This is a genomic window from Streptomyces sp. NPDC058619, assembly GCF_042717785.1.
Classification (GTDB): Bacteria; Actinomycetota; Actinomycetes; order Streptomycetales; family Streptomycetaceae; genus Streptomyces.
Window position 1 is genome coordinate 12,672 of the sequence record NZ_JBHXQN010000059.1, and the last position, 23,561, is coordinate 36,232.

General features: G+C 73.6%; 24 protein-coding genes. 13 read left to right on the top strand and 11 right to left on the bottom strand.

What is annotated here, in order from left to right; all coding sequences use genetic code 11:
* Positions 1 to 123 precede the first annotated feature (123 nt).
* From ACFWTC_RS32810 to ACFWTC_RS32830, 5 genes are all read left to right on the top strand, one after another.
* The gene (locus ACFWTC_RS32810) at positions 124 to 1,056 is read left to right on the top strand and encodes a helix-turn-helix domain-containing protein (protein WP_384028183.1); all 933 of its coding nucleotides are present in this window, start codon (positions 124 to 126) and stop codon (positions 1,054 to 1,056) included.
* A gap of 122 nt (positions 1,057 to 1,178) precedes the next feature.
* A complete protein-coding gene (gene rimO / locus ACFWTC_RS32815) occupies positions 1,179 to 2,672 on the top strand; it encodes a 30S ribosomal protein S12 methylthiotransferase RimO (RefSeq protein ID WP_383928271.1) in 1,494 nt (497 codons plus the stop codon).
* Positions 2,669 to 3,325: a CDP-diacylglycerol--glycerol-3-phosphate 3-phosphatidyltransferase gene (pgsA, locus tag ACFWTC_RS32820; RefSeq protein WP_383928268.1), complete on the top strand. Its 657-nt coding sequence runs from the start codon at positions 2,669 to 2,671 to the stop codon at positions 3,323 to 3,325. Before rimO ends, pgsA begins: the two co-directional genes overlap by 4 nt.
* Before the next feature lie 65 nt (positions 3,326 to 3,390).
* Entirely contained in the window at positions 3,391 to 3,891 is a 501-nt protein-coding gene (locus ACFWTC_RS32825) for a CinA family protein (protein ID WP_384028184.1), read from the top strand.
* 109 nt (positions 3,892 to 4,000) lie between these two features.
* Positions 4,001 to 4,381 (top strand): helix-turn-helix domain-containing protein, encoded by a 381-nt coding sequence (locus ACFWTC_RS32830; RefSeq protein WP_030012484.1) that lies wholly within the window; start codon positions 4,001 to 4,003, stop codon positions 4,379 to 4,381.
* 449 nt (positions 4,382 to 4,830) lie between these two features.
* Here ACFWTC_RS32830 and ACFWTC_RS32835 read toward each other — a convergent pair whose 3' ends face one another.
* The 3 genes from ACFWTC_RS32835 to ACFWTC_RS32845 all read right to left on the bottom strand — a co-directional run bounded on the left by ACFWTC_RS32835 (position 4,831) and on the right by ACFWTC_RS32845 (position 11,462).
* Positions 4,831 to 5,664 carry an SDR family NAD(P)-dependent oxidoreductase gene (locus ACFWTC_RS32835; protein ID WP_383928262.1) on the bottom strand — a complete coding sequence of 278 codons (834 nt, stop codon included), beginning with the start codon at positions 5,662 to 5,664 and terminating at the stop codon, positions 4,831 to 4,833.
* Positions 5,665 to 6,468 carry a DNA-formamidopyrimidine glycosylase family protein gene (locus ACFWTC_RS32840; RefSeq protein WP_383928259.1) on the bottom strand — a complete coding sequence of 268 codons (804 nt, stop codon included), beginning with the start codon at positions 6,466 to 6,468 and terminating at the stop codon, positions 5,665 to 5,667. It abuts the gene before it with no gap.
* A gap of 404 nt (positions 6,469 to 6,872) precedes the next feature.
* Complete coding sequence (locus tag ACFWTC_RS32845) at positions 6,873 to 11,462, bottom strand: ATP-dependent helicase (protein WP_383928256.1); 4,590 nt, start codon at positions 11,460 to 11,462, stop codon at positions 6,873 to 6,875.
* 80 nt (positions 11,463 to 11,542) lie between these two features.
* Between ACFWTC_RS32845 and ACFWTC_RS32850 the strand changes: the two genes are divergently transcribed.
* From ACFWTC_RS32850 to ACFWTC_RS32860, 3 genes are all read left to right on the top strand, one after another.
* Positions 11,543 to 12,379 (top strand): AraC family transcriptional regulator, encoded by an 837-nt coding sequence (locus ACFWTC_RS32850; protein WP_383928253.1) that lies wholly within the window; start codon positions 11,543 to 11,545, stop codon positions 12,377 to 12,379.
* A 111-nt stretch (positions 12,380 to 12,490) separates the two neighbouring features.
* Positions 12,491 to 13,189: an AzlC family ABC transporter permease gene (locus ACFWTC_RS32855; protein ID WP_383928289.1), complete on the top strand. Its 699-nt coding sequence runs from the start codon at positions 12,491 to 12,493 to the stop codon at positions 13,187 to 13,189.
* Positions 13,186 to 13,494 carry an AzlD domain-containing protein gene (locus tag ACFWTC_RS32860; RefSeq protein ID WP_267726801.1) on the top strand — a complete coding sequence of 103 codons (309 nt, stop codon included), beginning with the start codon at positions 13,186 to 13,188 and terminating at the stop codon, positions 13,492 to 13,494. The genes ACFWTC_RS32855 and ACFWTC_RS32860 overlap by 4 nt, the downstream gene beginning before the upstream one ends.
* Here ACFWTC_RS32860 and ACFWTC_RS32865 read toward each other — a convergent pair.
* Complete coding sequence (locus ACFWTC_RS32865; protein ID WP_384028162.1) at positions 13,463 to 14,452, bottom strand: hypothetical protein; 990 nt, start codon at positions 14,450 to 14,452, stop codon at positions 13,463 to 13,465. The two genes, ACFWTC_RS32860 and ACFWTC_RS32865, sit on opposite strands and share 32 nt — an antisense overlap.
* Before the next feature lie 80 nt (positions 14,453 to 14,532).
* Between ACFWTC_RS32865 and ACFWTC_RS32870 the strand changes: the two genes are divergently transcribed.
* Positions 14,533 to 14,727 (top strand): DUF3046 domain-containing protein, encoded by a 195-nt coding sequence (locus tag ACFWTC_RS32870; RefSeq protein WP_383928248.1) that lies wholly within the window; start codon positions 14,533 to 14,535, stop codon positions 14,725 to 14,727.
* A gap of 217 nt (positions 14,728 to 14,944) precedes the next feature.
* A complete protein-coding gene (locus tag ACFWTC_RS32875) occupies positions 14,945 to 16,039 on the top strand; it encodes an AI-2E family transporter (protein ID WP_383928286.1) in 1,095 nt (364 codons plus the stop codon).
* Here the strand turns inward: ACFWTC_RS32875 and ACFWTC_RS32880 are convergent.
* Complete coding sequence (locus tag ACFWTC_RS32880; RefSeq protein WP_384028163.1) at positions 15,987 to 16,748, bottom strand: Clp protease N-terminal domain-containing protein; 762 nt, start codon at positions 16,746 to 16,748, stop codon at positions 15,987 to 15,989. The two genes, ACFWTC_RS32875 and ACFWTC_RS32880, sit on opposite strands and share 53 nt — an antisense overlap.
* A 26-nt stretch (positions 16,749 to 16,774) precedes the next feature.
* On the opposite strand from ACFWTC_RS32880, the gene ACFWTC_RS32885 reads away from it, so the two are divergent.
* The 3 genes from ACFWTC_RS32885 to recX all read left to right on the top strand — a co-directional run bounded on the left by ACFWTC_RS32885 (position 16,775) and on the right by recX (position 18,769).
* Complete coding sequence (locus ACFWTC_RS32885) at positions 16,775 to 16,972, top strand: hypothetical protein (protein WP_383928242.1); 198 nt, start codon at positions 16,775 to 16,777, stop codon at positions 16,970 to 16,972.
* A gap of 102 nt (positions 16,973 to 17,074) precedes the next feature.
* Positions 17,075 to 18,199, top strand: coding sequence for a recombinase RecA (gene recA, locus ACFWTC_RS32890; RefSeq protein WP_383928239.1), 1,125 nt, complete (start codon positions 17,075 to 17,077; stop codon positions 18,197 to 18,199).
* Between the two features lie 3 nt (positions 18,200 to 18,202).
* Positions 18,203 to 18,769 carry a recombination regulator RecX gene (recX, locus tag ACFWTC_RS32895; RefSeq protein WP_383928236.1) on the top strand — a complete coding sequence of 189 codons (567 nt, stop codon included), beginning with the start codon at positions 18,203 to 18,205 and terminating at the stop codon, positions 18,767 to 18,769.
* A 79-nt stretch (positions 18,770 to 18,848) separates the two neighbouring features.
* Here the strand turns inward: recX and ACFWTC_RS32900 are convergent, their stop codons facing one another.
* The 6 genes from ACFWTC_RS32900 to ACFWTC_RS32925 form a co-directional block, all read right to left on the bottom strand.
* A complete protein-coding gene (locus ACFWTC_RS32900) occupies positions 18,849 to 19,238 on the bottom strand; it encodes a rhodanese-like domain-containing protein (RefSeq protein ID WP_383928233.1) in 390 nt (129 codons plus the stop codon).
* Complete coding sequence (locus ACFWTC_RS32905; protein ID WP_384028164.1) at positions 19,235 to 19,828, bottom strand: cysteine dioxygenase; 594 nt, start codon at positions 19,826 to 19,828, stop codon at positions 19,235 to 19,237. The genes ACFWTC_RS32900 and ACFWTC_RS32905 overlap by 4 nt, the downstream gene beginning before the upstream one ends.
* Positions 19,829 to 19,905: 77 nt before the next feature.
* Entirely contained in the window at positions 19,906 to 19,992 is an 87-nt protein-coding gene (locus ACFWTC_RS32910; protein ID WP_311318651.1) for a putative leader peptide, read from the bottom strand.
* Positions 19,993 to 20,079: 87 nt separating this feature from the next.
* Positions 20,080 to 21,663, bottom strand: coding sequence for an FAD-dependent oxidoreductase (locus ACFWTC_RS32915; protein WP_384028165.1), 1,584 nt, complete (start codon positions 21,661 to 21,663; stop codon positions 20,080 to 20,082).
* A 188-nt stretch (positions 21,664 to 21,851) separates the two neighbouring features.
* Positions 21,852 to 22,742 carry an amino acid ABC transporter permease gene (locus ACFWTC_RS32920; RefSeq protein ID WP_383928225.1) on the bottom strand — a complete coding sequence of 297 codons (891 nt, stop codon included), beginning with the start codon at positions 22,740 to 22,742 and terminating at the stop codon, positions 21,852 to 21,854.
* Positions 22,739 to 23,413 (bottom strand): amino acid ABC transporter permease, encoded by a 675-nt coding sequence (locus tag ACFWTC_RS32925; RefSeq protein ID WP_383904659.1) that lies wholly within the window; start codon positions 23,411 to 23,413, stop codon positions 22,739 to 22,741. The genes ACFWTC_RS32920 and ACFWTC_RS32925 overlap by 4 nt, the downstream gene beginning before the upstream one ends.
* Positions 23,414 to 23,561 lie beyond the last annotated feature (148 nt).

A 23,561-nucleotide genomic window follows, 5' to 3' on the forward strand; every position in this document is an offset into this window, starting at 1 on the left:
GGAAACGGATCTTCCTTCGCCATTCGGATGGCGTAGGAAGTGCACCCTCCGGTTGCTCCACCCTTTCGTCACCCCCCTAGACTGGACTTCCAGCAGGTGGCTACACGCTCGAAAGGCGCCCTCGTGTCCATCGGCAACTCCAACTCCCCCGAAGACGAGCGTCCTTCGACCGACGACCGGTCCGACGACCGGTCCGACGACCGGTCCGACGACCGCATCGTCGAACGCTCCGTCGAAGGACCGTCCATCGGGACGGCCCTCAAGCAGGCCCGGATCGCCGCCGGGCTCACCGTCGACGAGGTCAGCTCCACCACCCGCGTGCGCATCCCGATCGTGCACGCGATCGAAGAGGACGACTTCACGCGCTGCGGCGGCGACGTATACGCCCGCGGTCACATCCGTACGCTCGCCCGCGCCGTCCACCTCGATCCGGCACCCCTGATCGACAGCTACGACGCGGCCCACGGCGGCCGGCCGGCACCCACCCCCGCCGCGCCGATGTTCGAAGCCGAGCGCATCCGCCCCGAGAGGCAGCGGCCCAACTGGACCGCCGCCATGGTCGCCGCCATCGTCGCCGTGATCGGCTTCGTCGGGTTCACCGCCTTCGGCGGCGGCGACGACAAGGCCAAGCAGCCGGTGGCGGAAGGTTCCGCCGCCCCGCAGCCCGCACCCAAGCAGTCCGGCGGCAAGCAGCCGGCGCCCCAGCCCCCGCAAGTCTCCCCGAGCCCGAAGGCGCCGACGCCGGTGCCCTCGGACAGTGCCATCGCCGCCGCGCCCAAGGACCTCGTCACGGTCGTCCTGACGGCGGACACGGGCGAGAGCTGGATCTCCGCGAAGGACCACAGCGGCCGTCTCCTCTTCGACGGCACCCTCACCCAGGGCGAGTCCAAGACGTTCACCGACAAGGAGTCCGTCGACCTCGTGCTCGGCGACGCCGGGGCCGTGAAGATCTTCGTGAACGGCAAGGAGATCAAGGACGACTTCCAGCCCGGCCAGGTGGAACGTCTCACCTACACCAAGGAAGACCCCTCCCCGGGTCAGCCGCAGGCGGGCTGACCAGGGCCGCCCCGAGGCGGAACGTTCGGTCCGAGATCCCCGGAGTGCTGCGCCGCACTCCGGGGATCTCGTCGTGGGGGAGTGGGCGGGGGCCGCCGCCGGGACGAAGTAGTCTTGAGTCCATGCCCGAACGCCGTACCGTCGCCCTTGTCACTCTTGGCTGCGCCCGTAACGAGGTGGACTCGGAGGAGCTCGCAGGCCGCTTGGCGGCGGATGGCTGGGAGCTCGTCGAGGACGCCGCGAACGCGGACGTAGCCGTCGTCAACACCTGCGGCTTCGTCGAAGCCGCCAAGAAGGACTCCGTAGACGCCCTGCTGGAAGCCAACGATCTCAAGGATCAGGGCAGGACGCAGGCCGTCGTCGCCGTCGGCTGTATGGCCGAGCGCTACGGCAAGGAACTCGCCGAAGCGCTCCCCGAGGCGGACGGCGTGCTCGGCTTCGACGACTACGCCGACATCTCCGACCGCCTGCAGACCATCCTCAACGGCGGCATCCACGCCTCCCACACCCCGCGCGACCGGCGCAAGCTGCTGCCGATCAGCCCCGCGGAGCGCCAGGACACCGCGGTCGCCCTCCCCGGCCACGCCCAGGAGCCCGCCCCCGCGCCGGCCGACCTCCCCGACGGCCTCGCGCCCGCATCCGGGCCGCGCGCGCCCCTGCGCCGCCGTCTGGACAAGAGCCCCGTCGCCTCGGTGAAGCTCGCCTCCGGCTGCGACCGGCGCTGCTCCTTCTGCGCCATCCCGTCCTTCCGCGGCTCCTTCATCTCCCGCCGCCCCAGCGACGTACTGGGCGAGACCCGCTGGCTGGCCGAGCAGGGCGTCAAGGAGGTCATGCTGGTCTCCGAGAACAACACCTCGTACGGCAAGGACCTCGGCGACATCCGCCTGCTTGAGACCCTGCTGCCGGAGCTCGCCGCGGTGGACGGCATCGAGCGCGTCCGCGTCAGCTACCTGCAGCCCGCCGAGATGCGGCCCGGCCTGATCGACGTGCTGACCTCGACCCCCAAGGTCGTCCCGTACTTCGACCTGTCCTTCCAGCACTCGGCCCCCGACGTGCTGCGCGCCATGCGCCGCTTCGGTGACACCGACCGGTTCCTGGAGCTGCTGGACACCATCCGCACCAAGGCCCCGCAGGCCGGCGTCCGGTCCAACTTCATCGTCGGCTTCCCCGGCGAGAAGGAGTCGGACTTCGCCGAGCTGGAGCGTTTCCTCACCCACGCGCGGCTCGACGCCATCGGCGTCTTCGGCTACTCCGACGAGGACGGCACCGAAGCCGTCACCTACGAGAACAAGCTCGACGCCGAGACCATCGCCGAGCGCCTCGCCCACATGCAGCGCCTCGCCGAGGAGCTCACCTCGCAGCGCGCGGAAGAGCGGATCGGGGAGACCCTGGAGGTACTCGTCGAGACGGTCGTGCCGCTCGACGAGGCGGAGGAGGGCGAGGGCGCCTACGGACGCGCCGCCCACCAGGCTCCCGAGACCGACGGGCAGGTCGTCTTCACGGACGGCGCCGGCCTGGTCCCCGGGCGCATCGTCACGGCGAAGGTGGTCGGCACCCTGGGCGTGGACCTGGTGGCCGAGCCCCTGGGCCTGGAGTTCGAGGAGGCGGCCGGATGACCGGAGTCCCGGCACCTGCGGCGGGCGGGACCGGCCGCCGGCCCGTGCCCGGCGCACAGCTCGGGACTGCGGCCGTCAATCAGGCCAGCCTGTGGAACATCGCCAACATCCTGACGATGATCCGGCTCGTACTGGTGCCGGGATTCGTCATGCTGCTGCTCGCCGACGGCGGGTACGACCCCGTCTGGCGGGCGTGGGCGTGGGCGGCGTTCGCCGTCGCCATGATCACGGACATCTTCGACGGACACCTGGCCCGTACGTACAACCTGGTCACGGACTTCGGCAAGATCGCCGACCCGATCGCCGACAAGGCGATCATGGGGTCCGCGCTGATCTGCCTCTCCTGGCTCGGCGACCTGCCCTGGTGGGTGACCGGGGTGATCCTCGGACGGGAGCTCGGGATCACGCTGCTGCGCTTCTGGGTGATCCGGCACGGAGTGATTCCGGCCAGCCGCGGCGGCAAGATGAAGACCCTGGCCCAGGGCACGGCCGTGGGCATGTACGTCCTCGCGCTGACCGGACCGCTGGCGACCCTGCGCTTCTGGATGATGGCGCTCGCCGTCGTGCTGACCGTCGTCACCGGTTTGGATTACATCCGCCAGGCCCTCGTCCTGCGCCGGGCGGGCATCGCCGCGGAGCGGGCCGCGCGGTGACGCACTCGGCGGGGGAACTTTCCCCCCTGTCGGACGGCGCGGTCCGGGGGACTGCCGGGGCCGGGGTGGCCGCGGAGGTGCTGCGGCTGCTCGCGGAGAGTGACCAGACGCTCGCCGTGGCGGAATCGCTGACCGGCGGCATGGTCGCGGCCGAGCTCACGGCCGTCCCGGGCGCCTCCCGGTCCTTCCGCGGTTCCGTGACGGCGTACGCCACGGAACTCAAGCACCGGGTCCTGGGCGTGGACGCCGGGCTGCTCGAAGCAGAAGGCGCGGTGAACGCGCAGGTCGCCGAGGAGATGGCGGCCGGGGTGCGGCGGGTCATGGGCGCTTCCTGGGGAATCGCGACCACCGGGGTGGCCGGTCCGGACCCGCAGGACGGGCAACCGGTGGGCACCGTTTTCGTCTCCGTCTCGGGCCCGGAGGGCAGGAAAACGGCCCGGCTGTGGTTGAACGGCTCCCGTACGGAAATTCGTAGGGAGAGTGCACGCACAGTGCTCGAACTCCTCTCAAGCCAACTCCGCGACAATGCGCGGAGGCAGGATACGGAACAGAACGGGGGGATTTGATGTTTGCAGCCCTGAGTGAACACGACATCGCTCCCCGCACGGCCGCGGCGCGAGGCGGTACGGTGGGGCGTGAAGGATGCGGCTACACGGTCAGAGGAGGGAGCCACCGATGATTCTGCTCCGTCGCCTGCTGGGTGACGTGCTGCGTCGGCAGCGCCAGCGCCAGGGCCGTACTCTGCGCGAAGTCTCCTCGTCGGCCCGAGTTTCGCTCGGCTATCTTTCCGAGGTGGAGCGGGGGCAGAAGGAGGCATCCTCCGAGTTGCTCTCCGCGATCTGCGACGCGTTGGACGTACGGATGTCCGAGCTGATGCGCGAAGTCAGCGACGAACTGTCGCTGGCCGAGCTGGCACAGTCGGCCGCGGCAAGCGAACCGGTGAGCGTACCGGTCCGCCCGATGCTCAATTCGGTCTCCATGGCTTCGGTCACGGGTGGACCGGAGCGGGTGACCATCAAGGCGCCTGCGGAAGCGGTGAATGTCGTAGCCGCGTGAGCGAGCACGTGAACGTATGAGTGTGGCCGGAGCCCCGGCCGGTGCGTCGAGCACCGGCCGGGGCTCCGTGCCGTTCTGGGTGCGGGGGCGAAGGGGGTGCGGGAGGATGGGGAGTCCGGGTCCCGGCCCCTGGGAGGTAGCCGTGCGGCGGTCGCTGCGCACATCCGTCGCTCAGGCCCTCGCGCTGACGGTGGGCGTGCTGTGGTGGTGGGCCGTGCTGCGCCTCGTCTTCGCACCCGCCGAGGCGGGGCCCGTGGAGGGCGCGGTGGCGGTGGGCGGGTGGGGGCTGGGGCTCCTGCCGGTGCACTGCGTGCCGGGCCCGGTACGGAAGGCCCGGCAGGCCGCCGGGGCTTCCGGGGCGGCTGCGGCCGCCGCAGTGGGCGTAACCGGGGCGCACGGTATGGCCGGCGGGGGCGAGGCGCGGACCGGCGCGGGTGGCGGGGGAGCCGCTACCAGGGCATCACGACTCCGCCGTTCGGGCGAAGAATCTGGCCCGTCATGAAGGACGAGGCGTCGGAGGTCAGGTAGAGCACGGCCTGGGCGACGTCCTCGGGCTCGCCGACCCGGCGCAGCGGGGACATCCGGATCATCATCGCCTCGGTCTGCTCCTGGACCTCGGGGCTGTGGCGGCCGGTCATCGGGGTGCGGATCCAGCCGGGAGCGACGGCGTTGACCCGGATCCCGTACGGGCCGGCCTCGGTGGCGAGGGTCTTGGTCAGCTGCACGACCGCGGCCTTGGAGGCGCTGTAGCAGAGCAGGCCGGGCTGGGCGGCGTCCACGGCGCCGGAGGCCATGGTGACGATCGAACCGGGGCGGCCCGCGGCGATCATGGAGCGGGCCGCCTCCTGGCAGGTACGCAGGACGCCCTTGAAGTTGACGTCCAGGATCCGGTCGAGATCCTCGTCGGCCGTCTCCAGCACGCTGCTGGTGTGCATGACCCCGGCTATCGCGGCGGCGATGTCGAGGGGGCCCGCCGCGGCGACGGCGGCGCGGAGCGCGGCCCGGTCGGTGACGTCGAGGGGGTGGACGGTGGCGGCGCCGCCGGCCTTGGCGACGAGGGCGGCTGTCTCGGCGAGCCCGGGCTCGTCGCGGTCGGCGCAGTGCACGTGCGCGCCGGCCCCGGCCAGGGCGAGGGCGGTGGCGCGGCCGATGCCGCCGGCGGCGCCGGTGATCAGGGCGGTGCGGCCGGTGAGGTCGTGGGGGGTGGGCGGCGTGGGCGGAGTGGGTGCGGGCGCGGGTGTGGGCATGCGGGGACCGTACGACCGGATCTGACGGGGCGTCAACTATGGGGTGGGTCCGGCCTGGCAGCTGGGGCACCAGTACGTGGGGCGGCCGTCCTGCTCGGCTTCGCGGACGGGGGCGCCGCAGCGCAGGCAGGGGCGGCGGGCACGGCCGTACACGAAGAGGTCGGGGCCGGGGCGGCCGATGCCCGTGGTGTTGCGGCGGCCCCTCGCCCGGTCGCCGATGTTCGCGGCGAGGAGGCGCTGGGCGGCGGCGGCGATGCGCGGCAGGGTCGCCGGGGGGTCGGGGAGGGCGCCGACGGGGGTCCAGGGGGTCGCCTGGGCCAGGAAACAGAGCTCGGATTTGTAGATGTTGCCGATCCCGGCGAGGTTGCGCTGGTCGAGGAGGGCCTCGCCGAGCGGGCGGTCGGGGGCAGCGAGGAGGTTCGCCGCCGCCCGGGCCGGGTCCCAGTCAGGGCCGAGGAGGTCGGGGCCGAGATGGCCCACGGCCTGGTCCTCGTCGGCGGTACGGATCAGTTCCAGAACGGGGAGGCGGTACCCGACGGCGGTGTGCTCGGCGGTGCCGAGGACCGCGCGGACCTCGTAGTCGGGGCCGCCGTGCCAGCGGGCTCCCGCGGGGAACACGTGCCAGGCGCCGTCCATGCGGAGGTGGCTGTGGAGGGTGAGGCCGCCTTCGAACCGTGCGAGGAGGTGCTTGCCGCGGGGGGTGACGTCGAGCGTGGTGCGGCCGGTGAGGTCGGCGGTTGCGAAGCGGGGGACGCGGAGGTCGCTGCGGGTGAGGGGGCGGCCCGCGAGGGCCGCGTGGAGGCGGGCGGCGGCGCGGTGGACGCTGTCTCCTTCGGGCATGCGGACATTGTCGCGCGGCGGCGGGCCCTGTGCGGGGGTGGGGCGTGCGGGCAGGGTGCGGGGCGGTGGTTCCTGTGCCGGGGGTGCGGGGTGGGGGTTCCTGTGCCGGGGGTGCGGCTTCCGGGGCGCCGGTTCCTGTCCGGGGTTGCGGTGTCTGCCGGGGGTGCGTTTCCGGGCGGGGTGCGGTCGGCCGGGGCCGGGCGCCTGCGGGCCGGTGGACCGCCGTGCTGGTTGCAGGTGTGGAGGAAGCCTGCCAGGGCTGCTGTTCGCTCGTCGTTTGAGGTGTAGGGGCAGCAGGTAGGCCCACTCCTCCAGCAGGGTGCGGGTGAGGCGTTCGACCTTGCCGTTGGTCTGGGCCGTAGGGCCGGATGCGGGTTCCGGTGGGCCGTGTGGCCCCGTGGCCGTCAGGTGCGCAGGCGCAGGCCCCGGGGGGTGGCGTGGAAGCCGGAGGCTTCCAGGGGCGGGCCGTACGGGGACGTCAGGGAGGCGGCCGCGTTGACGCGCTCCACCGTCAGGGCCGGGACGGTGCCCGCGCGGGCTGCGCCGGCCAGGGCGCCGACCGCCGACGTGAGGCGGGGGTCCTCCGGCGGGGGCCAGGCGAGGAGGGTCTTGCCGCCGCGCTCCAGGTACAGGGTGAGTTCGCCGTCGACCAGCACCACCAGCGAGCCCGCCTTGCGGCCGGGCTTGTGGGTGGCCCCCTCCGGGGGCTCCGGCCAGGGCAGGGCCGCGCCGTACGCGTTCGCGGGGTCCGCCGCGGCCAGGACCACCGCCGCCAGCGGGGGCGGGGTGCGCTCGGCCGCCCGGAGCCGGTCCACCGCGCCGTCCATCGCGAACTGCGCGGCTCCCAGGCCCTCCACCACGTACCCCCGGCGCGCCTGGCCGCTGTCCTCGAAGGCCGACAGGATGCGGTAGACGGCGCTGAAGCCGCCCTCCACGCCCTCCGCCGCCACCGCCCCGCGCGTGACGACGCCGTGGCGGTCCAGCAGCGTACGGGCCAGGGCGTGGGCGCGGTGGGTGGGGTCCGGGGCCGGGACGGGCAGGAGGGACCAGCGGCCCGACACGGTCGGCGGGCCGGTACGGGACACGGTGGCGCTCAGGGTGCCGTAGCGGCCGCGGGGGACCGTCCGACGGGCCCGGTGGGCCGTCGCGCCCGCCGTGCGGCCCGAACCGAGCAGGGAGCGCAGCGGGGCCAGGGTGTCGTTCGTGAGCCGGCCCGACCAGGCCAGGTCCCACAGCGCCTCGGACAGCGCCAGGTCCGACGCCTCGGGGTGGCCCGCCCGCACGGAGTCGGTGATCTGGCGGAAGAACAGCCCGTACCCCCCGGCGAGGGAGTCCAGGACCGCCTGGTGGAGCGGGCCGGTCTCCAGGGGGTGCGGCGGGGGCAGGAGCAGGGGGGCCGCGTCCGCCAGGTACAGCGAGACCCATCCGTCCTTGCCCGGGAGGGCCCCGGCGCCCGCCCAGACGACCTCGCCGGCGGTGGTCAGGTCGTCCAGCAGGGCGGGGGAGTAGCCCGCGACCCGGGAGGGCAGGATCAGGCGCTCCAGCGCGGACGCCGGCACCGGGGCGCCCTGGAGCTGTTCCACCGCCCGGGCCAGGCCGTCGATGCCGCGCAGGGCGCCGCCCACGTGCTGCCACTGCGGGAGGAAGGTGGCCAGCGAGGTCGGCGGGACCGGTTCGAGCTCTTGGCGGAGCGCGGCCAGCGACCGGCGTCGCAGCCGGCGCAGCACCGTCGCGTCGCACCACTCCTGGCCGATGCCCGCGGGGTGGAACTCGCCCTGGACCACCCGGCCCGCCGCCGCGAGCCGGTGCAGCGCGCCCTCGGTGACCGCCGCGCCCAGGCCGAAGCGGGCTGCTGCGGCGGCGGTCGTGAACGGCCCGTGGGTGCGGGCGTACCGGGCGAGGAGGTCCCCGAGGGGGTCCTTGACCGGCTCCGTGAACGCCTCCGGGACACCGACGGGGAGCGCCGTGCCCAGCGCGTCCCGCAGCCGGCCCGCGTCCTCGACCGCCGCCCAGTGGTCCTGTCCGCCGATCCGGACGGAGATCGCGCGCCGGGCCGAGGACAGCTCGGCGGCCCAGGCCGGATTCGCGCCGCGCTCGGCCAGCTCGGCGCCGGTGAGCGGGCCCAGCAGGCGCAGGAGGTCGGCCACCGACTCGGCGTCCTTCGCCCGGCGGTCCTCGGTGAGCCACTGGAGCTCCCGCTCCAGTTCCTCCAGGACCTGCGCGTCGAGCAGCTCGCGCAGCTCGGCCTGGCCCAGCAGCTCGGCCAGCAGGCGCGAGTCCAGCGACAGCGCGGCCGCCCGGCGCTCGGCGAGGGGCGAGTCGCCCTCGTACAGGAACTGCGCGACGTAGCCGAAGAGGAGCGAGCGGGCGAACGGCGAGGGCTCCGGGGTGGTGACCTCGACGAGGCGGACGCGGCGGGCCTCGATGTCGCCCATCAGCTCGGTCAGGCCGGGCACGTCGAAGACGTCCTGGAGACATTCCCGTACGGCTTCCAGCACGATCGGGAAGGAGCCGAACTCGGAAGCGACCTGGAGCAGCTGGGACGCCCGCTGGCGCTGCTGCCACAGGGGCGTGCGCTTACCGGGGCTGCGCCGCGGCAGCAGCAGGGCGCGGGCCGCGCACTCGCGGAAGCGTGAGGCGAACAGCGCCGAGCCGCCGACCTGGTCGGTGACGATCTGGTTGACGTCGCCCCGGTCGAGGACGACGTCGGCGGCGCCCAGCGGGGCCTGCTCGTCGTCGAACTCGAAGGCGGGCGTACCCGCCGGGTCGTGGTCCAGGAGGTCCATGGACAGCAGGTCGGCGTCCGGCAGGCGCAGCACGATGCCGTCGTCGGCGTGCATGACCTGCGCGTCCATGCCGTACTTCTCGGCGAGGCGGGCACTGAGGGCCAGCGCCCACGGGGCGTGCACCTGCGCGCCGAACGGGGAGTGGACGACGACCCGCCAGTCGCCCAGCTCGTCGCGGAAGCGCTCCACGAGGATGGTCCGGTCGTCCGGTACGTGCCCGCAGGCCTCGCGCTGCTCGGCCAGGTACGCCAGGAGGTTCTCCGCGGCCCAGGCGTCCAGGCCGGCCGCCAGCAGCCGCAGCCGGGCGTCCTCGCCGGAGAGGGCGCCCAGCTCGCGCAGGAACGCGCCGACCGCGCGGCCCAGTTCCAGCGGGCGGCCCAGCTGGTCGCCCTTCCAGAACGGCAGCCGGCCCGGCACCCCGGGAGCCGGGGTGACCAGGACCCGGTCGCGGGTGATGTCCTCGATCCGCCACGTCGTGGTGCCCAGGGTGAACACGTCCCCGACGCGGGACTCGTACACCATCTCCTCGTCCAGTTCGCCGACCCGGCCGCCGCCCTTCTTCGGGTCCGATCCCGCGAGGAAGACGCCGAAGAGGCCGCGGTCCGGGATGGTGCCGCCCGAGGTGACCGCGAGGCGCTGGGCCCCGGGCCGCCCGGTGACCGTCCCGGCCACCCGGTCCCACACCACGCGCGGCCGCAGCTCGGCGAACGCGTCCGACGGGTAGCGGCCCGCCAGCATGTCCAGTACCGCGGTGAACGCCGACTCGGGCAGCGCGGCGAACGGCGCCGCCCGCCGAACCAGCGCGAGCAGCTCGTCCACCTGCCAGGTGTCCATCGAGGTCATCGCGACCAACTGCTGCGCCAGGACGTCGAGCGGGTTGGAGGGGATGCGCAGGGACTCGATCGAACCGGTGCGCATCCGCTCGGTGACCACGGCGGCCTGTACGAGGTCGCCCCGGTACTTGGGGAAGACGACCCCGGTGGACACGGCGCCCACCTGGTGGCCGGCGCGGCCCACGCGCTGCAGTCCGGAGGCCACCGAGGGCGGGGACTCCACCTGCACCACCAGGTCCACGGCGCCCATGTCGATGCCGAGTTCCAGGCTGGAGGTGGCGACGACGGCGGGCAGCCGGCCCGCCTTCAGGTCCTCCTCCACGAGGGCCCGCTGCTCCTTGGACACCGACCCGTGGTGCGCGCGGGCCAGCAGCGGCGGGGCGCCGTGGGAGGCGCCCGACTGGGCCATGATCTCGGCCGGGGGCGAGCCCTCGGGGAGCTTCTCGCCCATGGCGCGCTCGTACGCGATCTCGTTGAGCCGGTTGCAGAGCCGTTCGGCGAGCCGGCGGGAGTTGGCGAACACGATCGTCGAGCGGTGGGCCTGCACGAGGTCGGCGATCCGCTCCTCCACGTGGGGCCAGATGGAGGGCTTGTCCCCGCCCTCGCGCCCCTCGGTGGCGGGGGAGCCGCCCAGCTCGCCCATGTCCTGCACCGGCACGACCACCGAGAGGTCGAACTCCTTCGTGGACGGCGGCTGGACGATCTCCACCTTGCCCCGCGGCGCCAGGTAGCGGGCCACCTCGTCCACCGGGCGGACCGTCGCGGAGAGCCCGATGCGGCGCGCGGGGCGCGGCAGCAGTTCGTCCAGCCGCTCCAGGGACAGGGCGAGGTGTGCGCCGCGCTTGGTGCCGGCGACGGCGTGCACCTCGTCCAGGATCACCGTCTCGATGCCGGCGAGGGCGTCCCGGGCGGCCGAGGTCAGCATCAGGAACAGCGACTCGGGCGTGGTGATGAGGATGTCCGGCGGGCGGAGGGCCAGGGAGCGCCGCTCGGCGGGCGGGGTGTCCCCCGAGCGGATCCCGACGCGGATCTCCGGCTCGGGCAGCCCGAGCCGCACCGACTCCTGGCGGATGCCGGTCAGCGGGCTGCGCAGGTTGCGCTCGACGTCCACGGCCAGGGCCTTCAGGGGCGACACGTACAGCACCCGGCAGCGCTTCTTCGGCTCGGCGGGCGGCGGCGTCGAGGCGAGCTGGTCGAGGGCGGCGAGGAAGGCGGCCAGCGTCTTGCCCGACCCGGTGGGCGCCACGACGAGCACGTCCGAGCCCTCGCCGATCGCCCGCCACGCGCCCTCCTGGGCCGAGGTGGGCAGGGCGAAGGCCCCCGTGAACCACGAGCGGGTCGCGGGTGAGAACGATGCGAGCGCGGAGCCGACCATCCCCCCATCCTGCACCCAGGCACCGACAACGGTCCGGACCTGGGGAAACGCGGGTCCGCGGCGAGGCGCAGAATGGGGGGATGGAGACGGACGGGGACCGGCGGGAGTGGGCCCGGCACTGGCAGTACCCGGAGCTGCCCGGGCTGGACCTGCTGCGCGCCCGCTACGTCCGCCACACCTTTCCGCGCCACACCCACGACGGGTACGTCATCGCGGCGGTCACCGGCGGCGTCGAGGAGATCGGGCTGCCGGGCGGCACCCTGCGGGCCGGGCCGGGGAGCGTGGTCCTGATCAACCCCGAGGTCGCGCACGCCGCGCGGGCCGGGGTGCCCGAGGGATGGGCGTACTCGACGCTCTACCCCTCCCGCGCGCTGATCGGCGAGGTCGCGGCCGAGATCGGGACGCTGCGGGGAACCCCCGGCTTCACCGCCGACATGGTCACCGACCCGGACGGTTCGCGGGCGATCGCCGACGTCCACCGGGCCGCCGAGGCGGGGAACGCGCTGGCCGCGGACACCCTGCTGCGGGGCGTGGTGGCGCGGATGCTCGGCCGGCACGCGGGCCCGCTGCCGCCGCGTACCGTCCGCGGGGCGGGCGCCGCCGACGCGGCGGCCGCGCGGGCCGTGCTGGAGGAGCGGATGGCGGACCCGCCCTCGCTGGAGCAGCTGGCCGGCGGGCTGGGGACGAGCCCGTTCGCCCTGCTGCGGGCCTTCCGGGACCGGTACGGGATGCCGCCGCACACCTGGCTGACCGACGCCAGGGTCCGGCGGGCGCGCGGAATGCTGGACGCGGGCACCCCGCCGGCGGAGGCGGCGGTCGCCGTCGGCTTCACCGACCAGCCGCACCTGAACCGGCACTTCACCCGGATCGTGGGGGTGCCGCCCGGCGCGTACCGGCGGGGCCGGGCCGTCGGCTAGGCCCGCCGGCCCGGTCCGCCGGCGAACCCGAACCGGGATCGGGGGCGCGCAAGAACGTACAAGACCGGACCACCCGCCCCTGCGTACCTTCGGGGCGTGGGAGAACATCAGATGGTGATATCAGGGGCCCCCGACGGGGTCACCGACAAGCCGCGGGGCGCGGTCGTCCGGGACGCGCTCGGGGTGGGGGTGGCCGTCGGGTTGTCCGGGTTCGCCTTCGGGGTGACCGCGGCCGGGGCGGGGATCAGCACGCTCCAGGCCTGCGTGCTCAGCCTGCTCGTTTTCACCGGGGCCTCGCAGTTCGCCCTGGTCGGGGCGCTGGCCGCGGGCGGCAACCCGTTCACCGCGGCCGCCGGCGCGTTCTTCCTCGGCACCCGCAACGCCTTCTACGGCCTGCGGCTGTCCCAGCTGCTGGCGTTCCCCGGGCCCGTACGGCCGCTGGCCGCGCACTGGGTCATCGACGAGACCACCGCCGTGGCGCTGGCCCAGCCCGACCGGAAGTCGGCCCGGCTCGGCTTCACCGTCACCGGGCTCACCCTCTACGTGCTGTGGAACCTCACCACGCTGCTGGGCGCCCTGGGCGCCGAGGCCATCGGGGACACCAGGGCCTGGGGGCTGGACGCCGCCGGTCCCGCCGTGTTCCTGGCGCTGCTCGCGCCGATGCTGAAGACGTCCACCGAGCGGGCCGTCGCCGCCCTCGCGCTCGTCCTCGGGCTGGCCTTCCTGCCCGTGCTGCCCGCCGGGGTCCCCGTGCTGATCGCGGCGCTCGCCGCTCCCGTGGTGCTGTGGATGAAGGGACGCCGCTCGTGAACGTCTGGATCGCCATCGGGCTCACCGTCGTCGGCTGCTACGCCGTCAAGCTCGCCGGGCTGCTCGTCCCCGCCGCGGCGCTGGAGCGGCCGCTGGTGAGCCGCCTGTCCGCCCTGCTGCCGGTCGCGCTGCTGGCCGCGCTCACCGCCCAGCAGACCTTCAGCACCGGCCACGAGCTCGTCCTCGACGCCCGCGCCGCCGGACTCGCCGCCGCCGGGCTGGCGCTGGTGCTGCGGGCGCCGTTCCTCGTGGTCGTCGCCGCGGCCGTGCTGGTCACCGCGGGGGTCCGGGCGCTGGGCTGGTAGCGGCCCCGTCCGGCAGGCGCCCGTACGCCCGCAGGGTGAGCAGCGCCTCCAGGGTGGCGATGGGGCGCCGCTCCAGCGAGCTGCCGGGCGCCCACTCCCGGCGGTGCACCGGCCAGCCGCCGTCCGGCTGCTGCTGCGCGGCCAGGAAATCGAGCGAGCGGCGCACCTCGTCGTCGGTGAACCAGCCGCGGGCCAGCGATGCGGGACTCCGCGCGAAGTCGTGCGGGAACAGCTGCTCGTCCGGTGCGTAGCCCGGGGCGGGCGGGTACTCGCCGCGCCGGCCGGGGTCGAGCACCACCAGCCGCCGCTCGCGCGCGAACCGCCCCAGCCGGTCCGCGGCCGAGGCCGCGCGCGCCCGGTCGGGGACGCCGTCGAGGAAGGCCACCGCGCTCTGGACCTCGTACGGATGCGAGTGGCGCAGGTTCTCGACGCGGTCCCAGCAGAAGTCCGTGGCCCGGAAGAGCCAGGCGTGCCAGATCCGGTTGCGGTGCAGTACGCCGACGACCGGGCCCGTGGCCAGCAGCTCGCCCGGAGGGTCGTCGTACGCCGGGTGGTACGGGGCCGCGAGGTGGCCGCGGGGGGCCGGGACGACCCCCGGAAGGGCGCCGTCCGGGGTGGAGACCCGGGTCAGGTGGCCGCAGAGCCGCTCGATGCGCTGCCCGGAGCAGCGACCCAGGCCGTCCAGGATCCGCAGCGCGTGCGCGGTGTGCAGGGGCTGGCTGAGCGGGCCGCGCAGATCCGGATCGAGCGCGTGCCCGTAGCCGCCGTCCCCGCCCAGGTAGGCACCGAGGGCGGTGTCCACCGGGTCGGCGTCCGCGCCGAGGAAGTGGAACGCGAACCGGCGCTGCTCCAGCACCCGGGCGGTGAGCCAGATGAACTGCTCGGCGCGGGCCAGCCGGTCCTGAGGCGGGACGGTCGGGGCCGGCGGGGCCGGCGGGGGAGCTTCGTCTCCAGACATGCGAGAAACGTAGGGCGCGGCGGTGCGCCCGAGGGGGACGAACGGGACGGGTGCACTCTCCGGGGCGGGATACTGGAGGCATGCGGTTGACGATTTTCTGGGAGCGGATGGCGGAGCACTTCGGCGCGGGCTACGCGGACTCCTTCGCACGGGACCACGTCATGACGGAACTGGGCGGACGCACCGTCCACCAGGCGCTGGACGCGGGCTGGGAGGCCAAGGACGTGTGGCGCGCGGTGTGTTCCGCGATGGACCTGCCCGCCTCGATGCGCTGACCCCGTGCGGGCGGGAGCGCTGACGCCGGACGGCGGGAGGCGGCTTCGCCGGATGGGCGGCCCGTGGGCCAGACTTGGCCGCGTGGCAGCCACTTATGAGACGACCGACCAGCCCGCAGACGCCCCGGACTCCGCTGCCGGGGTGCCCGTGCCGGCCGAGGCGGCCCGGCCCGGCGGACCGCCCCGGGGCGGCCTCCCGGCGGGCGCGGGCGAGCGTATGCCGCGCTGGCTGCCGCGCGCGGTGATCCTCGTACTGGCCCTCGTCGCCTGCTTCCAGCTCGGCAGCTGGGCCTTCCACCAGCTGATCGGGCTGCTGGTCAACATCCTGATCGCGTTCTTCCTCGCGCTCGCGATCGAGCCCGCAGTGGCCAGGATGGCGGCCCGGGGCATGCGCCGCGGGTTCGCCACCTTCCTGGTCTTCCTCGCGGTGTTCGTCTTCGCCGTTGGCTTCCTCGCCCTGCTCGGCTCGATGCTCGCCGGGCAGATCATCGCGATGGTCGAGGGCTTCCCGAACTACCTCGACTCGGTCATCGACTCGATCAACGCGACCTTCCACACCAAGCTGTCCCGCCTGGACATCCAGGACAGCATGCTGCACTCCGACTGGCTCCAGAAGTACGTGCAGAACAGCGCCAGCGGCGTGCTCGACGTGTCCGCCACCGTGCTCGGCGGGCTCTTCAAGCTGCTGACGATCGGGCTGTTCTCGTTCTACTTCGCCGCCGACGGACCGCGCCTGCGGCGCGCGCTGTGCTCCGTACTGCCGCCCGCGAAGCAGGCCGAGGTGCTGCGCGCCTGGGAGATCGCCGTCGCCAAGACGGGCGGCTACCTCTACTCGCGCGGGCTGATGGCGCTGATCTCAGGCGTGGCGCACTACATCCTGCTGGTGGTGCTCGGCGTGCCCTACGCACCCGCGCTCGCGGTGTGGGTGGGGCTGGTCTCCCAGTTCATCCCCACCATCGGCACCTACCTCGCGGGCGCCCTGCCGATGCTGATCGCCTTCACGGTGAACCCCTGGTACGCGCTGTACGTCCTCGGGTTCGTGGTGGTCTACCAGCAGTTCGAGAACTACGTCCTCCAGCCGAAGCTGACCTCGAAGACCGTGGACATCCACCCGGCGGTGGCCTTCGGCTCGGTCATCGCGGGCACCGCCCTGCTGGGCGCCGTCGGGGCGCTGATCGCGATCCCGGCCATCGCCACGCTGCAGGCGTTCCTCGGCGCGTACGTGAAGCGGTACGCGCTGACGGAGGACGCGCACGCCTCTACTGCGGCGTCCCGTCCGTGGAACCGAGTACGGCTGCCAAGGCGTCGCTGACCCACGCCTCGACGCCGGCCTTGTCCGCGCCGAGCCCGCTGAGCACGCCCGAGCCGTTCTCCAGCTCCAGGAGGGCGAGGAGGACGTGCTCGGTGCCGATGTAGGGGTGCCCCAGCCGCAGGGCCTCGCGGAAGGTCAGCTCCAGGGCCTTCTTGGCGGAGGCGTCGAAGGGCACCAGGTCGGGGACCTCGGCCTCGGCCGGGGGCAGGGCGGCGACCGCGGCGGCGCGCAGGTCGTCCGCCGCGACCCCCTGGGCGCCGAGCGCCTGCGCGGCGAGGCCCTCGGGCTCCGCCAGCAGGCCGAGGACGAGGTGCTCGGTGCGGATCTCGGTGTTGCCGGCGGCGCGCGCCTCGTTCTGCGCGGTCACGACGACGTTGCGGGCGCGGGGGGTGAAGCGGCCGAAGCCCTGGCCGGGGTCGATCGCCGCCTCGCCCTCCTTGTCCGCCTTGGGGACGAAGCGCTTCTGGGCGGCCTGGCGGGTGACGCCCATGCTCCGGCCGATGTCGGTCCAGGAGGCACCGGAGCGGCGGGCCTGGTCGACGAAGTGGCCGATGAGGTGGTCCGCCACGTCTCCGAGCGCCTCGGCGGCGACGACGGCGCCGCTGAGCTGCTCCAGGGTGTCGGTGTGGACCTTCTTGATGGCCTCGATCAGGTCGTCGAGGCGTACCGGGTTGGTCATGCGAACGGGTTCCACGGAAGGGTTCGTCATAGAGGCAACCGTAGGTTGACAGTCGAGTGACTGTCAACCCCGGGTTGTCGCTGACGGCGGGCGTGGACCTCGCGAAGGGCTTCCGGCGCTCGCTCGTCGCCCAGGCCCGCCTGCTCGCGGCCCTCCTCGCGATCTCCCCGGTGGCCCGCTGGGAGTGCTCAGGCACGGCCGGGGTGGGGGGTGGGCGTGGCGCGCTTGACAGGGAAATCGAACATCCATTCTGATTGGTTGTCCACAGCCGGAACGGTGGTGGAGGCGCATTGTCAGTGGCAGGCATTAGCGTCAAAGGCGTGAAGCGATCGACTCAAGCAAATCGGGTGGAACCCATGGCAGGCACCGACCGCGAGAAGGCTCTCGACGCCGCGCTCGCACAGATTGAACGGCAATTCGGCAAGGGCGCGGTCATGCGTCTCGGCGACAAGCCGAACGACCCCATCGAGGTCATCCCCACCGGGTCCACGGCGCTGGACATCGCCCTCGGCGTCGGCGGGCTGCCCCGCGGCCGCGTGGTCGAGGTGTACGGGCCGGAGTCCTCCGGCAAGACGACCCTGACCCTGCACGCCGTGGCCAACGCGCAGAAGGCCGGCGGCACCGTCGCCTTCGTGGACGCCGAGCACGCGCTCGACCCCGAGTACGCCAAGGCCCTCGGCGTGGACACCGACAACCTCATCCTGTCCCAGCCGGACACCGGCGAGCAGGCGCTGGAGATCGTGGACATGCTGGTCCGCTCCGGTGCCCTCGACCTGATCGTCATCGACTCCGTGGCGGCGCTCGTGCCGCGCGCGGAGATCGAGGGCGAGATGGGCGACTCCCACGTGGGTCTGCAGGCCCGCCTGATGAGCCAGGCGCTCCGGAAGATCACCGGTGCGCTCAACCAGTCCAAGACCACCGCGATCTTCATCAACCAGCTCCGCGAGAAGATCGGTGTGATGTTCGGCTCGCCCGAGACCACCACCGGTGGCCGCGCGCTGAAGTTCTACGCCTCCGTACGCCTCGACATCCGCCGCATCGAGACCCTGAAGGACGGCACGGACGCGGTCGGCAACCGCACCCGCGTCAAGGTCGTCAAGAACAAGGTCGCGCCGCCGTTCAAGCAGGCCGAGTTCGACATCCTCTACGGCCACGGCATCAGCCGCGAGGGCGGCCTGATCGACATGGGCGTGGAGCACGGCTTCGTGCGCAAGGCCGGCGCCTGGTACACGTACGAGGGCGACCAGCTCGGCCAGGGCAAGGAGAACGCGCGGAAGTTCCTCTGCGACAACCCCGCCCTGTCCGACGAGATCGAGCGGAAGATCAAGGAGAAGCTGGGCGTGGGCATCCGCAAGGACGACGCCGCCACCCCCGAGGCCGCTGCCGGCACCGACACGGCCGACGCCGCGGCTGCCGCCGCCGTACCCGCCCCCGCATCGAAGGCCAAGACGACGGCCAAGGCCGCCGTGGCCAAGAGCTGACCCGTGCGGGAGCAGGAAAGGGGCGGCGAGGGCCGGCGCGGCCGTGAAGACCGCCAGGAACTGCCGCCCCAGAGCCCCGAGGAGCAGGCGCGGGCGATCTGTCTGCGCCTGCTCACCGGGATGCCGCGCACCCGGCGGCAGCTCGCGGACGCCCTGGCCAAGCGGGGCATCCCCGAGGAGGTGTCGGAGCAGGTCCTCTCCCGGTACGAGGAGGTGGGCCTGATCGACGACGCCGCCTTCGCCGGAGCCTGGGTCGAGTCCCGGCACCGCGGGCGGGGCCTCGCCCGCCGGGCGCTGGCCCAGGAGCTCCGTACCAAGGGGGTGCACACCACCCTCGTGCAGGAGGCCCTGGAACAGCTGGACTCCGACCAGGAGGAGCAGACCGCCCGGGAACTCGTGGAGCGCAAGCTCCGCGCCACCCGGGGCCTGGAGCGGGACAAACGCATCCGACGCCTCGCCGGCATGCTCGCCCGCAAGGGGTACCCGGAGGGCATGGCCCTGCGGGTGGTGCGCCGCGCGCTGGAGGCGGAGGGCGAGGACGCCGACGGGCCGGGCTACCCGGGGGAGTGACCGGGGGAGCGGCCGGAGCTGCGACCGCGCCCCCGCCGGACCGCGGCGGGGCGCACGGCGCGACGCCCCCCGGGGCGCGTCAGGAGGGGACGACCGGCAGGCCCGCCGACTTCCAGGCCTGAAAGCCGCCGGTCAGGTCCGTGGCGCGGTGCAGGCCCAGGGCGTGGAGGGACACCGCCGCGAGGCTGGAGGCGTAGCCCTCGTTGCAGATCACCACCACCCGGAGGTCGTGGCCGGTGGCCTCGGGCACGCGGTGGCTGCCCCGCGGGTCCAGGCGCCATTCCAGTTCGTTGCGCTCGATCACCAGCGCGCCCGGGATCAGGCCGTCCCGCTCGCGCAGGGCCTGGTAGCGGATGTCCACCAGCACGGCCCCGGAGCGGGAGGCGGCGGCGGCCTCCTCAGGGCCGACCCGGGTGTAGCCCGCGCGGACCCGTTCCAGCAGTTCGCCGATGCCGACCGGGGCGCTCACTGCCAGTCCGCCGGACGCTCGACGTGCTCCAGGCTGAGGACCGGGCCGGTGCGGCTGTAGCGCCGGATCAGCGGCAGCGGCGGGTAGTACGCGTGGACCGAGATCGCGTGCTCGTCCGTGGACTCGTTCAGCACCTCGTGGACGTGGTGCTCGACGAAGGCCCGCCCGGATCCCGCGTCCAGGTGGCGGAGGCGGTCCACGCCGGGGGCGAGCTCCAGGGACTTCCAGCCCTCCGAGGGCAGGCGTACGGCCAGCGAGTTCTCGGTGAGCCGGCCCCGGGCGGTGGCGAACGCGCCCCGCGACTCCGCGTGGTCGTGCCAGCCGGTGCCGGTGCCCGGCGGCCAGCCGATCAGCCACGCCTCGCTGCCGGCGGGCCCGTCCAGCCGGATCCAGGTGCGGCCCTGCGGGTCCAGCGGCAGCGACGCGACGACGTCGGGGTCGGCCGCGGTGTCCAGGGCGAATTCGAGGAGCGCGCGCGCCGTCGGGCCGGCCGGAGCGACCGGTGCCGGGGCGGCGGCCGACGCCGGCGCGAGGCCCGGTGCGGGGACGGCGGCGGATGCCGGAGCGGGGGCGTGCGTGGGTGCAGACATGGAGGGGGACCGTTCCTGGGGTTCGCGGAGGTGCGCGCAGGCCGGTGACGGCACGGGGCGCGCGGAGGAGAGGCGAATCAGCAGGAAGGGCGACACACGCAGCCCGCGTAGCGGAGCAGGTCCATATGGACCCTCCGCCACAGGCGTACGTCGTTGCCGGTCATGTTCGGGAGTGAACCACGAGTCCGCGGGAGGGTCAATCGATCACGACTGGAGTCCCGGTCGAGTGCAGCCGCCGACCGGGGCGGACGTCAGTCGACCACCCCCGTGGGCGTCGTGGAGGGGGCCGTCAGCGGAGCCGGGTCCGGGGCTCCGGCCCGGACGGCGTCCGCCGCCTCGTACAGCTCCGCCGGGCGGACCCCCGCGAAGGTCGCCGCGAGGTGTCCGTCGGGCCGTACGAGGAGCACGGTGTGCGCCGGGGCCCCCGGGTAGCTGTCGGCGACGAGCAGGTCGGTCCGGACGGGCAGGGCGCTCACCGCGGCCGCGAGCCGCGGCATCAGCCCGGCGCCGAGCCAGTGGCGGCGGTCCCACACCCCCGTGCCCGGGGCGACCAGGATCACCAGCAGCCGGCCGCCCAGCAGGTCCCGCAGCGGCACGGTCGAGCCGTCGGTCGCGGTCACCGCCACGTTCGCCACCGGCCCGCCCGGGTCCGTGGCCGTCGGCACCTCGCGTACGGCCACGGGCGGGGCGTACGCGGGCTCCGCCCCCAGCGGGCCGCGCCCGAGGTGGCCGTCGGTGAGCAGGGACTCGGCGGAACGAGTCGCTCCGGGCAGGTACGTGCGCAGGCCGCCACCGGCCCGCAGCACCGGCATCGTCTGGTCCGCGGCACGCAGCCGGGAGGCGACGGCGGTGCGCCGCTCGGCCTCGTACGAGTCGAGCAGGGTCTCGGAGGCCCCTTGGTGCCAGGCCAGGGACAGCTTCCACGCCAGGTTCTCGGCGTCCCGGAGCCCCTCCTCGACGCCCTGGGTGCCGAGGGCGCCCAGCAGGTGCGCCGCGTCTCCCGCGAGGAAGGCGCGGCCCTCGCGCCAGCGCCGGGCCAGCCGGTGGTGCAGGGTGTGGACCCCGGTGTCGATCAGGTCGTACGGGGGAGTCGTGCCCCCGCACCACACCGCGAGGGTGTCGCGCACGAGGTGGACCAGCGCGTCGGGGGTCACCAGGTCGCCGCGGGGCGGCAGCAGCCAGTCCAGCCGCCACACCCCGTCGGGCAGCGGCCGGGCGGTGGCCTCGTCGGGCCCGGACGGCGGATTGCGGTGCAGCAACGCCTCGCCCGGCCAGGGGAGTTCGGTGCGCAGGGCGGCCACCGCGTGCCGTTCCACGGCGGTCCGGCCCGGGAAACGGATGCCGAGCAGCTTGCGCACGGTCGAGCGGGCGCCGTCGCAGCCGACCAGGAAGCTCCCCTGCCACCACGTGGTCTCGGAGCCCCGGGTGTGGGCGGTGACCGCGCGGCCGTCCTGCTCCACGGAGTCGAGGCGGCTGTCGGTGACCAGCTGGACGAGCGGGTGCGCGGAGGCGGCGTCGCGCAGCCCGCGGGTGAGGGCGTGCTGCGGCAGGTGCAGCGGTGCCGGGCCGTCGTCGAAGGTGCTGCGCTGGGCGGACTGGCGGCGGCGCACGGTGCGCCAGGCGGCGAAGTACGCCCCCTCGTCGCGCAGGGTCGTGCAGCCCAGCCGGTTCACCATGGCCGCGGTGTCGGAGTGCAGGACGACCGTTCGGGCCGGCCGGGGCTCCTCCTTGCCGGGCCCTTCGTCGAGCACGACGGTGGGTACGCCCTGGCCGGCCAGGGCGAGGGACAGGGACAGCCCGACGGGTCCCGCGCCGACGACGATCACCGGGTCCATGGCGCGGCTCCCGGTGTCCGGTATGTGATCACAGAACGTATGCAACCCACTGGAGGTGCCTGCGTCAAGTGACGCCGGTCGCGTCAACGCCGCGTGGTGCGGCGGAAGAGTTCCGCCGCACCACGCGGGCTGCGCACTATGACTGACCGTACGTCAGACCCGCCGGGGGTCCGAACCGGGAGGGGGGATCAGGCCCCGCGGCTGTTGTCGCCGATGGCCAAGTCGTCGACATCGGCCGCGCCGACCACGGTGCCGGTGCCCTTCTTCGACTTCCGCAGCCGGCGCTCCAGCCAGGAGGCGAAGCTGGTGAGGCCGAAGTTCACCACGATGTAGATCAGGGCGATCACGATGAGCGTCGGGATGGTGTTGCTGTAGTTGGCCGAGATCTGCCGGTTCGCGGAGAGCAGTTCCGTGAAGCCCAGCAGCGCGCCGCCGAGCGCGGTGTCCTTGAGGATCACCACGAGCTGGCTGACCAGGGCCGGCAGCATCGCCGTCACGGCCTGCGGGATCAGCACGTAGAACATCGTCTGGCCCTTGCGCATGCCGATCGCCTTGGCGGCGTCGGTCTGGCCGCTGGGCAGCGAGAGCACGCCCGCCCGGACGATCTCGCCGATGACGGCCGAGTTGTAGAGGACAAGGCCCGTGACCACGGCCCAGAAGGGCCGGGTGTCGGAAGGAACGTCGATGAACCGTGGGGCCATCAGCGCGAAGCCGAACAGCATCAGCATCAGTACCGGGATGGCACGGAAGAACTCCACCCACGCGCCGACCGGCCCCCGCACCCACGCGTGGTCCGACAGTCGGCCGATGCCCAGCAGCGCGCCCAGCGGGAGGGCGATCACCATGGCGAGCGCGCCGGCCTTGAGGGTCTCCATCAGGCCGGGGATCAGGTACGTGGTCCAGACCCGGCTGTCGGTGACGAAGGGGGACCACTTGTCGGCTTCGAGCTGGCCCTTCTCGCCCATGAGGGACAGCGCCCACCACAGGACGAGCCCGAACAGCACGACGAAGATCCCGCTGTAGATCCAGTTGCGCGCCTTGGCCTTGGGGCCCGGGGTGTCGTACAGCACGGAACTCATCGCTTCACCGCCACTCGCTTGGCGACCCAGCCCAGCACAAGACCGGTGGGCAGGGTCAGCAGGACGAAACCGAGGGCGAAGACCGCGAAGACCGCGAAGGTCGCCTGCGCCTCGTTCTCGAGCATTTCCTTCATCAGCAGGGCCGCCTCGGCCACGCCGATGGTCGCCGCCACCGTGGTGTTCTTGGTGAGCGCGATCAGTACGTTGGCGAGCGGTGCGATGACCGCCCGGAAGGCCTGGGGGAGCACGATCAGGGTGAGCACCTGGAAGAAGCTCAGCCCCAGCGCGCGGGCCGCCTCGGCTTGGCCGACGGGCACGGTGTTGATGCCGGAGCGCAGGGCCTCGCAGACGAAGGTGCCGGTGTAGGCGATCAGTCCGAGGACCGCGAGCCGGAAGCCGGTCTCCTTGAACGTGTCGCCGCCCAGAGCGATGCCGAGGGTCTGGTTGAGTCCCAGTGAGCAGCCGATGATCAGCAAGGTCAACGGGGTGTTGCGCACCAGGTTGACGTAAGCGGTGCCGAAGCTCCGTAGCAGCGGGACCGGGCTGACCCGCATCCCGGCCAGGGCGGTGCCCCAGACCAAGGATCCGGCCGCCGAGTAGAGGGTGAGCTGAACCGTCACCCAGAAGGCTCCGAGCACGTCGTACTGCCCGGAATCAAGAAAATCGAACACGATGCCCTGCGCTCTCCCCAGGATGGCCGGTGAGGTGGGGGGGGGGGCGCCGGGGGGGGGGGGGGGGCGCCCCCGCCCCGGGTAGAAAAGGCGGTCGGGGTGTTGGGGGGGGGGGGGGGGGTGGATTTTTGGGGGGGGCGGGGGGTGG

Coding starts and splice junctions, on each gene's coding strand:
- rimO (WP_383928271.1), top strand. CDS start 1,179: ATGCCCGAACGCCGTACCGTCGCCCTTGTCACTCTTGGCTGCGCCCGT.
- pgsA (WP_383928268.1), top strand. CDS start 2,669: ATGACCGGAGTCCCGGCACCTGCGGCGGGCGGGACCGGCCGCCGGCCC.
- ACFWTC_RS32830 (WP_030012484.1), top strand. CDS start 4,001: ATGATTCTGCTCCGTCGCCTGCTGGGTGACGTGCTGCGTCGGCAGCGC.
- ACFWTC_RS32840 (WP_383928259.1), bottom strand. CDS start 6,468: ATGCCCGAAGGAGACAGCGTCCACCGCGCCGCCGCCCGCCTCCACGCG.
- ACFWTC_RS32845 (WP_383928256.1), bottom strand. CDS start 11,462: ATGGTCGGCTCCGCGCTCGCATCGTTCTCACCCGCGACCCGCTCGTGG.
- ACFWTC_RS32850 (WP_383928253.1), top strand. CDS start 11,543: ATGGAGACGGACGGGGACCGGCGGGAGTGGGCCCGGCACTGGCAGTAC.
- ACFWTC_RS32855 (WP_383928289.1), top strand. CDS start 12,491: ATGGTGATATCAGGGGCCCCCGACGGGGTCACCGACAAGCCGCGGGGC.
- ACFWTC_RS32865 (WP_384028162.1), bottom strand. CDS start 14,452: ATGTCTGGAGACGAAGCTCCCCCGCCGGCCCCGCCGGCCCCGACCGTC.
- ACFWTC_RS32870 (WP_383928248.1), top strand. CDS start 14,533: ATGCGGTTGACGATTTTCTGGGAGCGGATGGCGGAGCACTTCGGCGCG.
- ACFWTC_RS32875 (WP_383928286.1), top strand. CDS start 14,945: ATGCCGCGCTGGCTGCCGCGCGCGGTGATCCTCGTACTGGCCCTCGTC.
- ACFWTC_RS32880 (WP_384028163.1), bottom strand. CDS start 16,748: ATGACGAACCCTTCCGTGGAACCCGTTCGCATGACCAACCCGGTACGC.
- recA (WP_383928239.1), top strand. CDS start 17,075: ATGGCAGGCACCGACCGCGAGAAGGCTCTCGACGCCGCGCTCGCACAG.
- ACFWTC_RS32905 (WP_384028164.1), bottom strand. CDS start 19,828: ATGTCTGCACCCACGCACGCCCCCGCTCCGGCATCCGCCGCCGTCCCC.
- ACFWTC_RS32910 (WP_311318651.1), bottom strand. CDS start 19,992: ATGACCGGCAACGACGTACGCCTGTGGCGGAGGGTCCATATGGACCTG.
- ACFWTC_RS32915 (WP_384028165.1), bottom strand. CDS start 21,663: ATGGACCCGGTGATCGTCGTCGGCGCGGGACCCGTCGGGCTGTCCCTG.
- ACFWTC_RS32920 (WP_383928225.1), bottom strand. CDS start 22,742: ATGAGTTCCGTGCTGTACGACACCCCGGGCCCCAAGGCCAAGGCGCGC.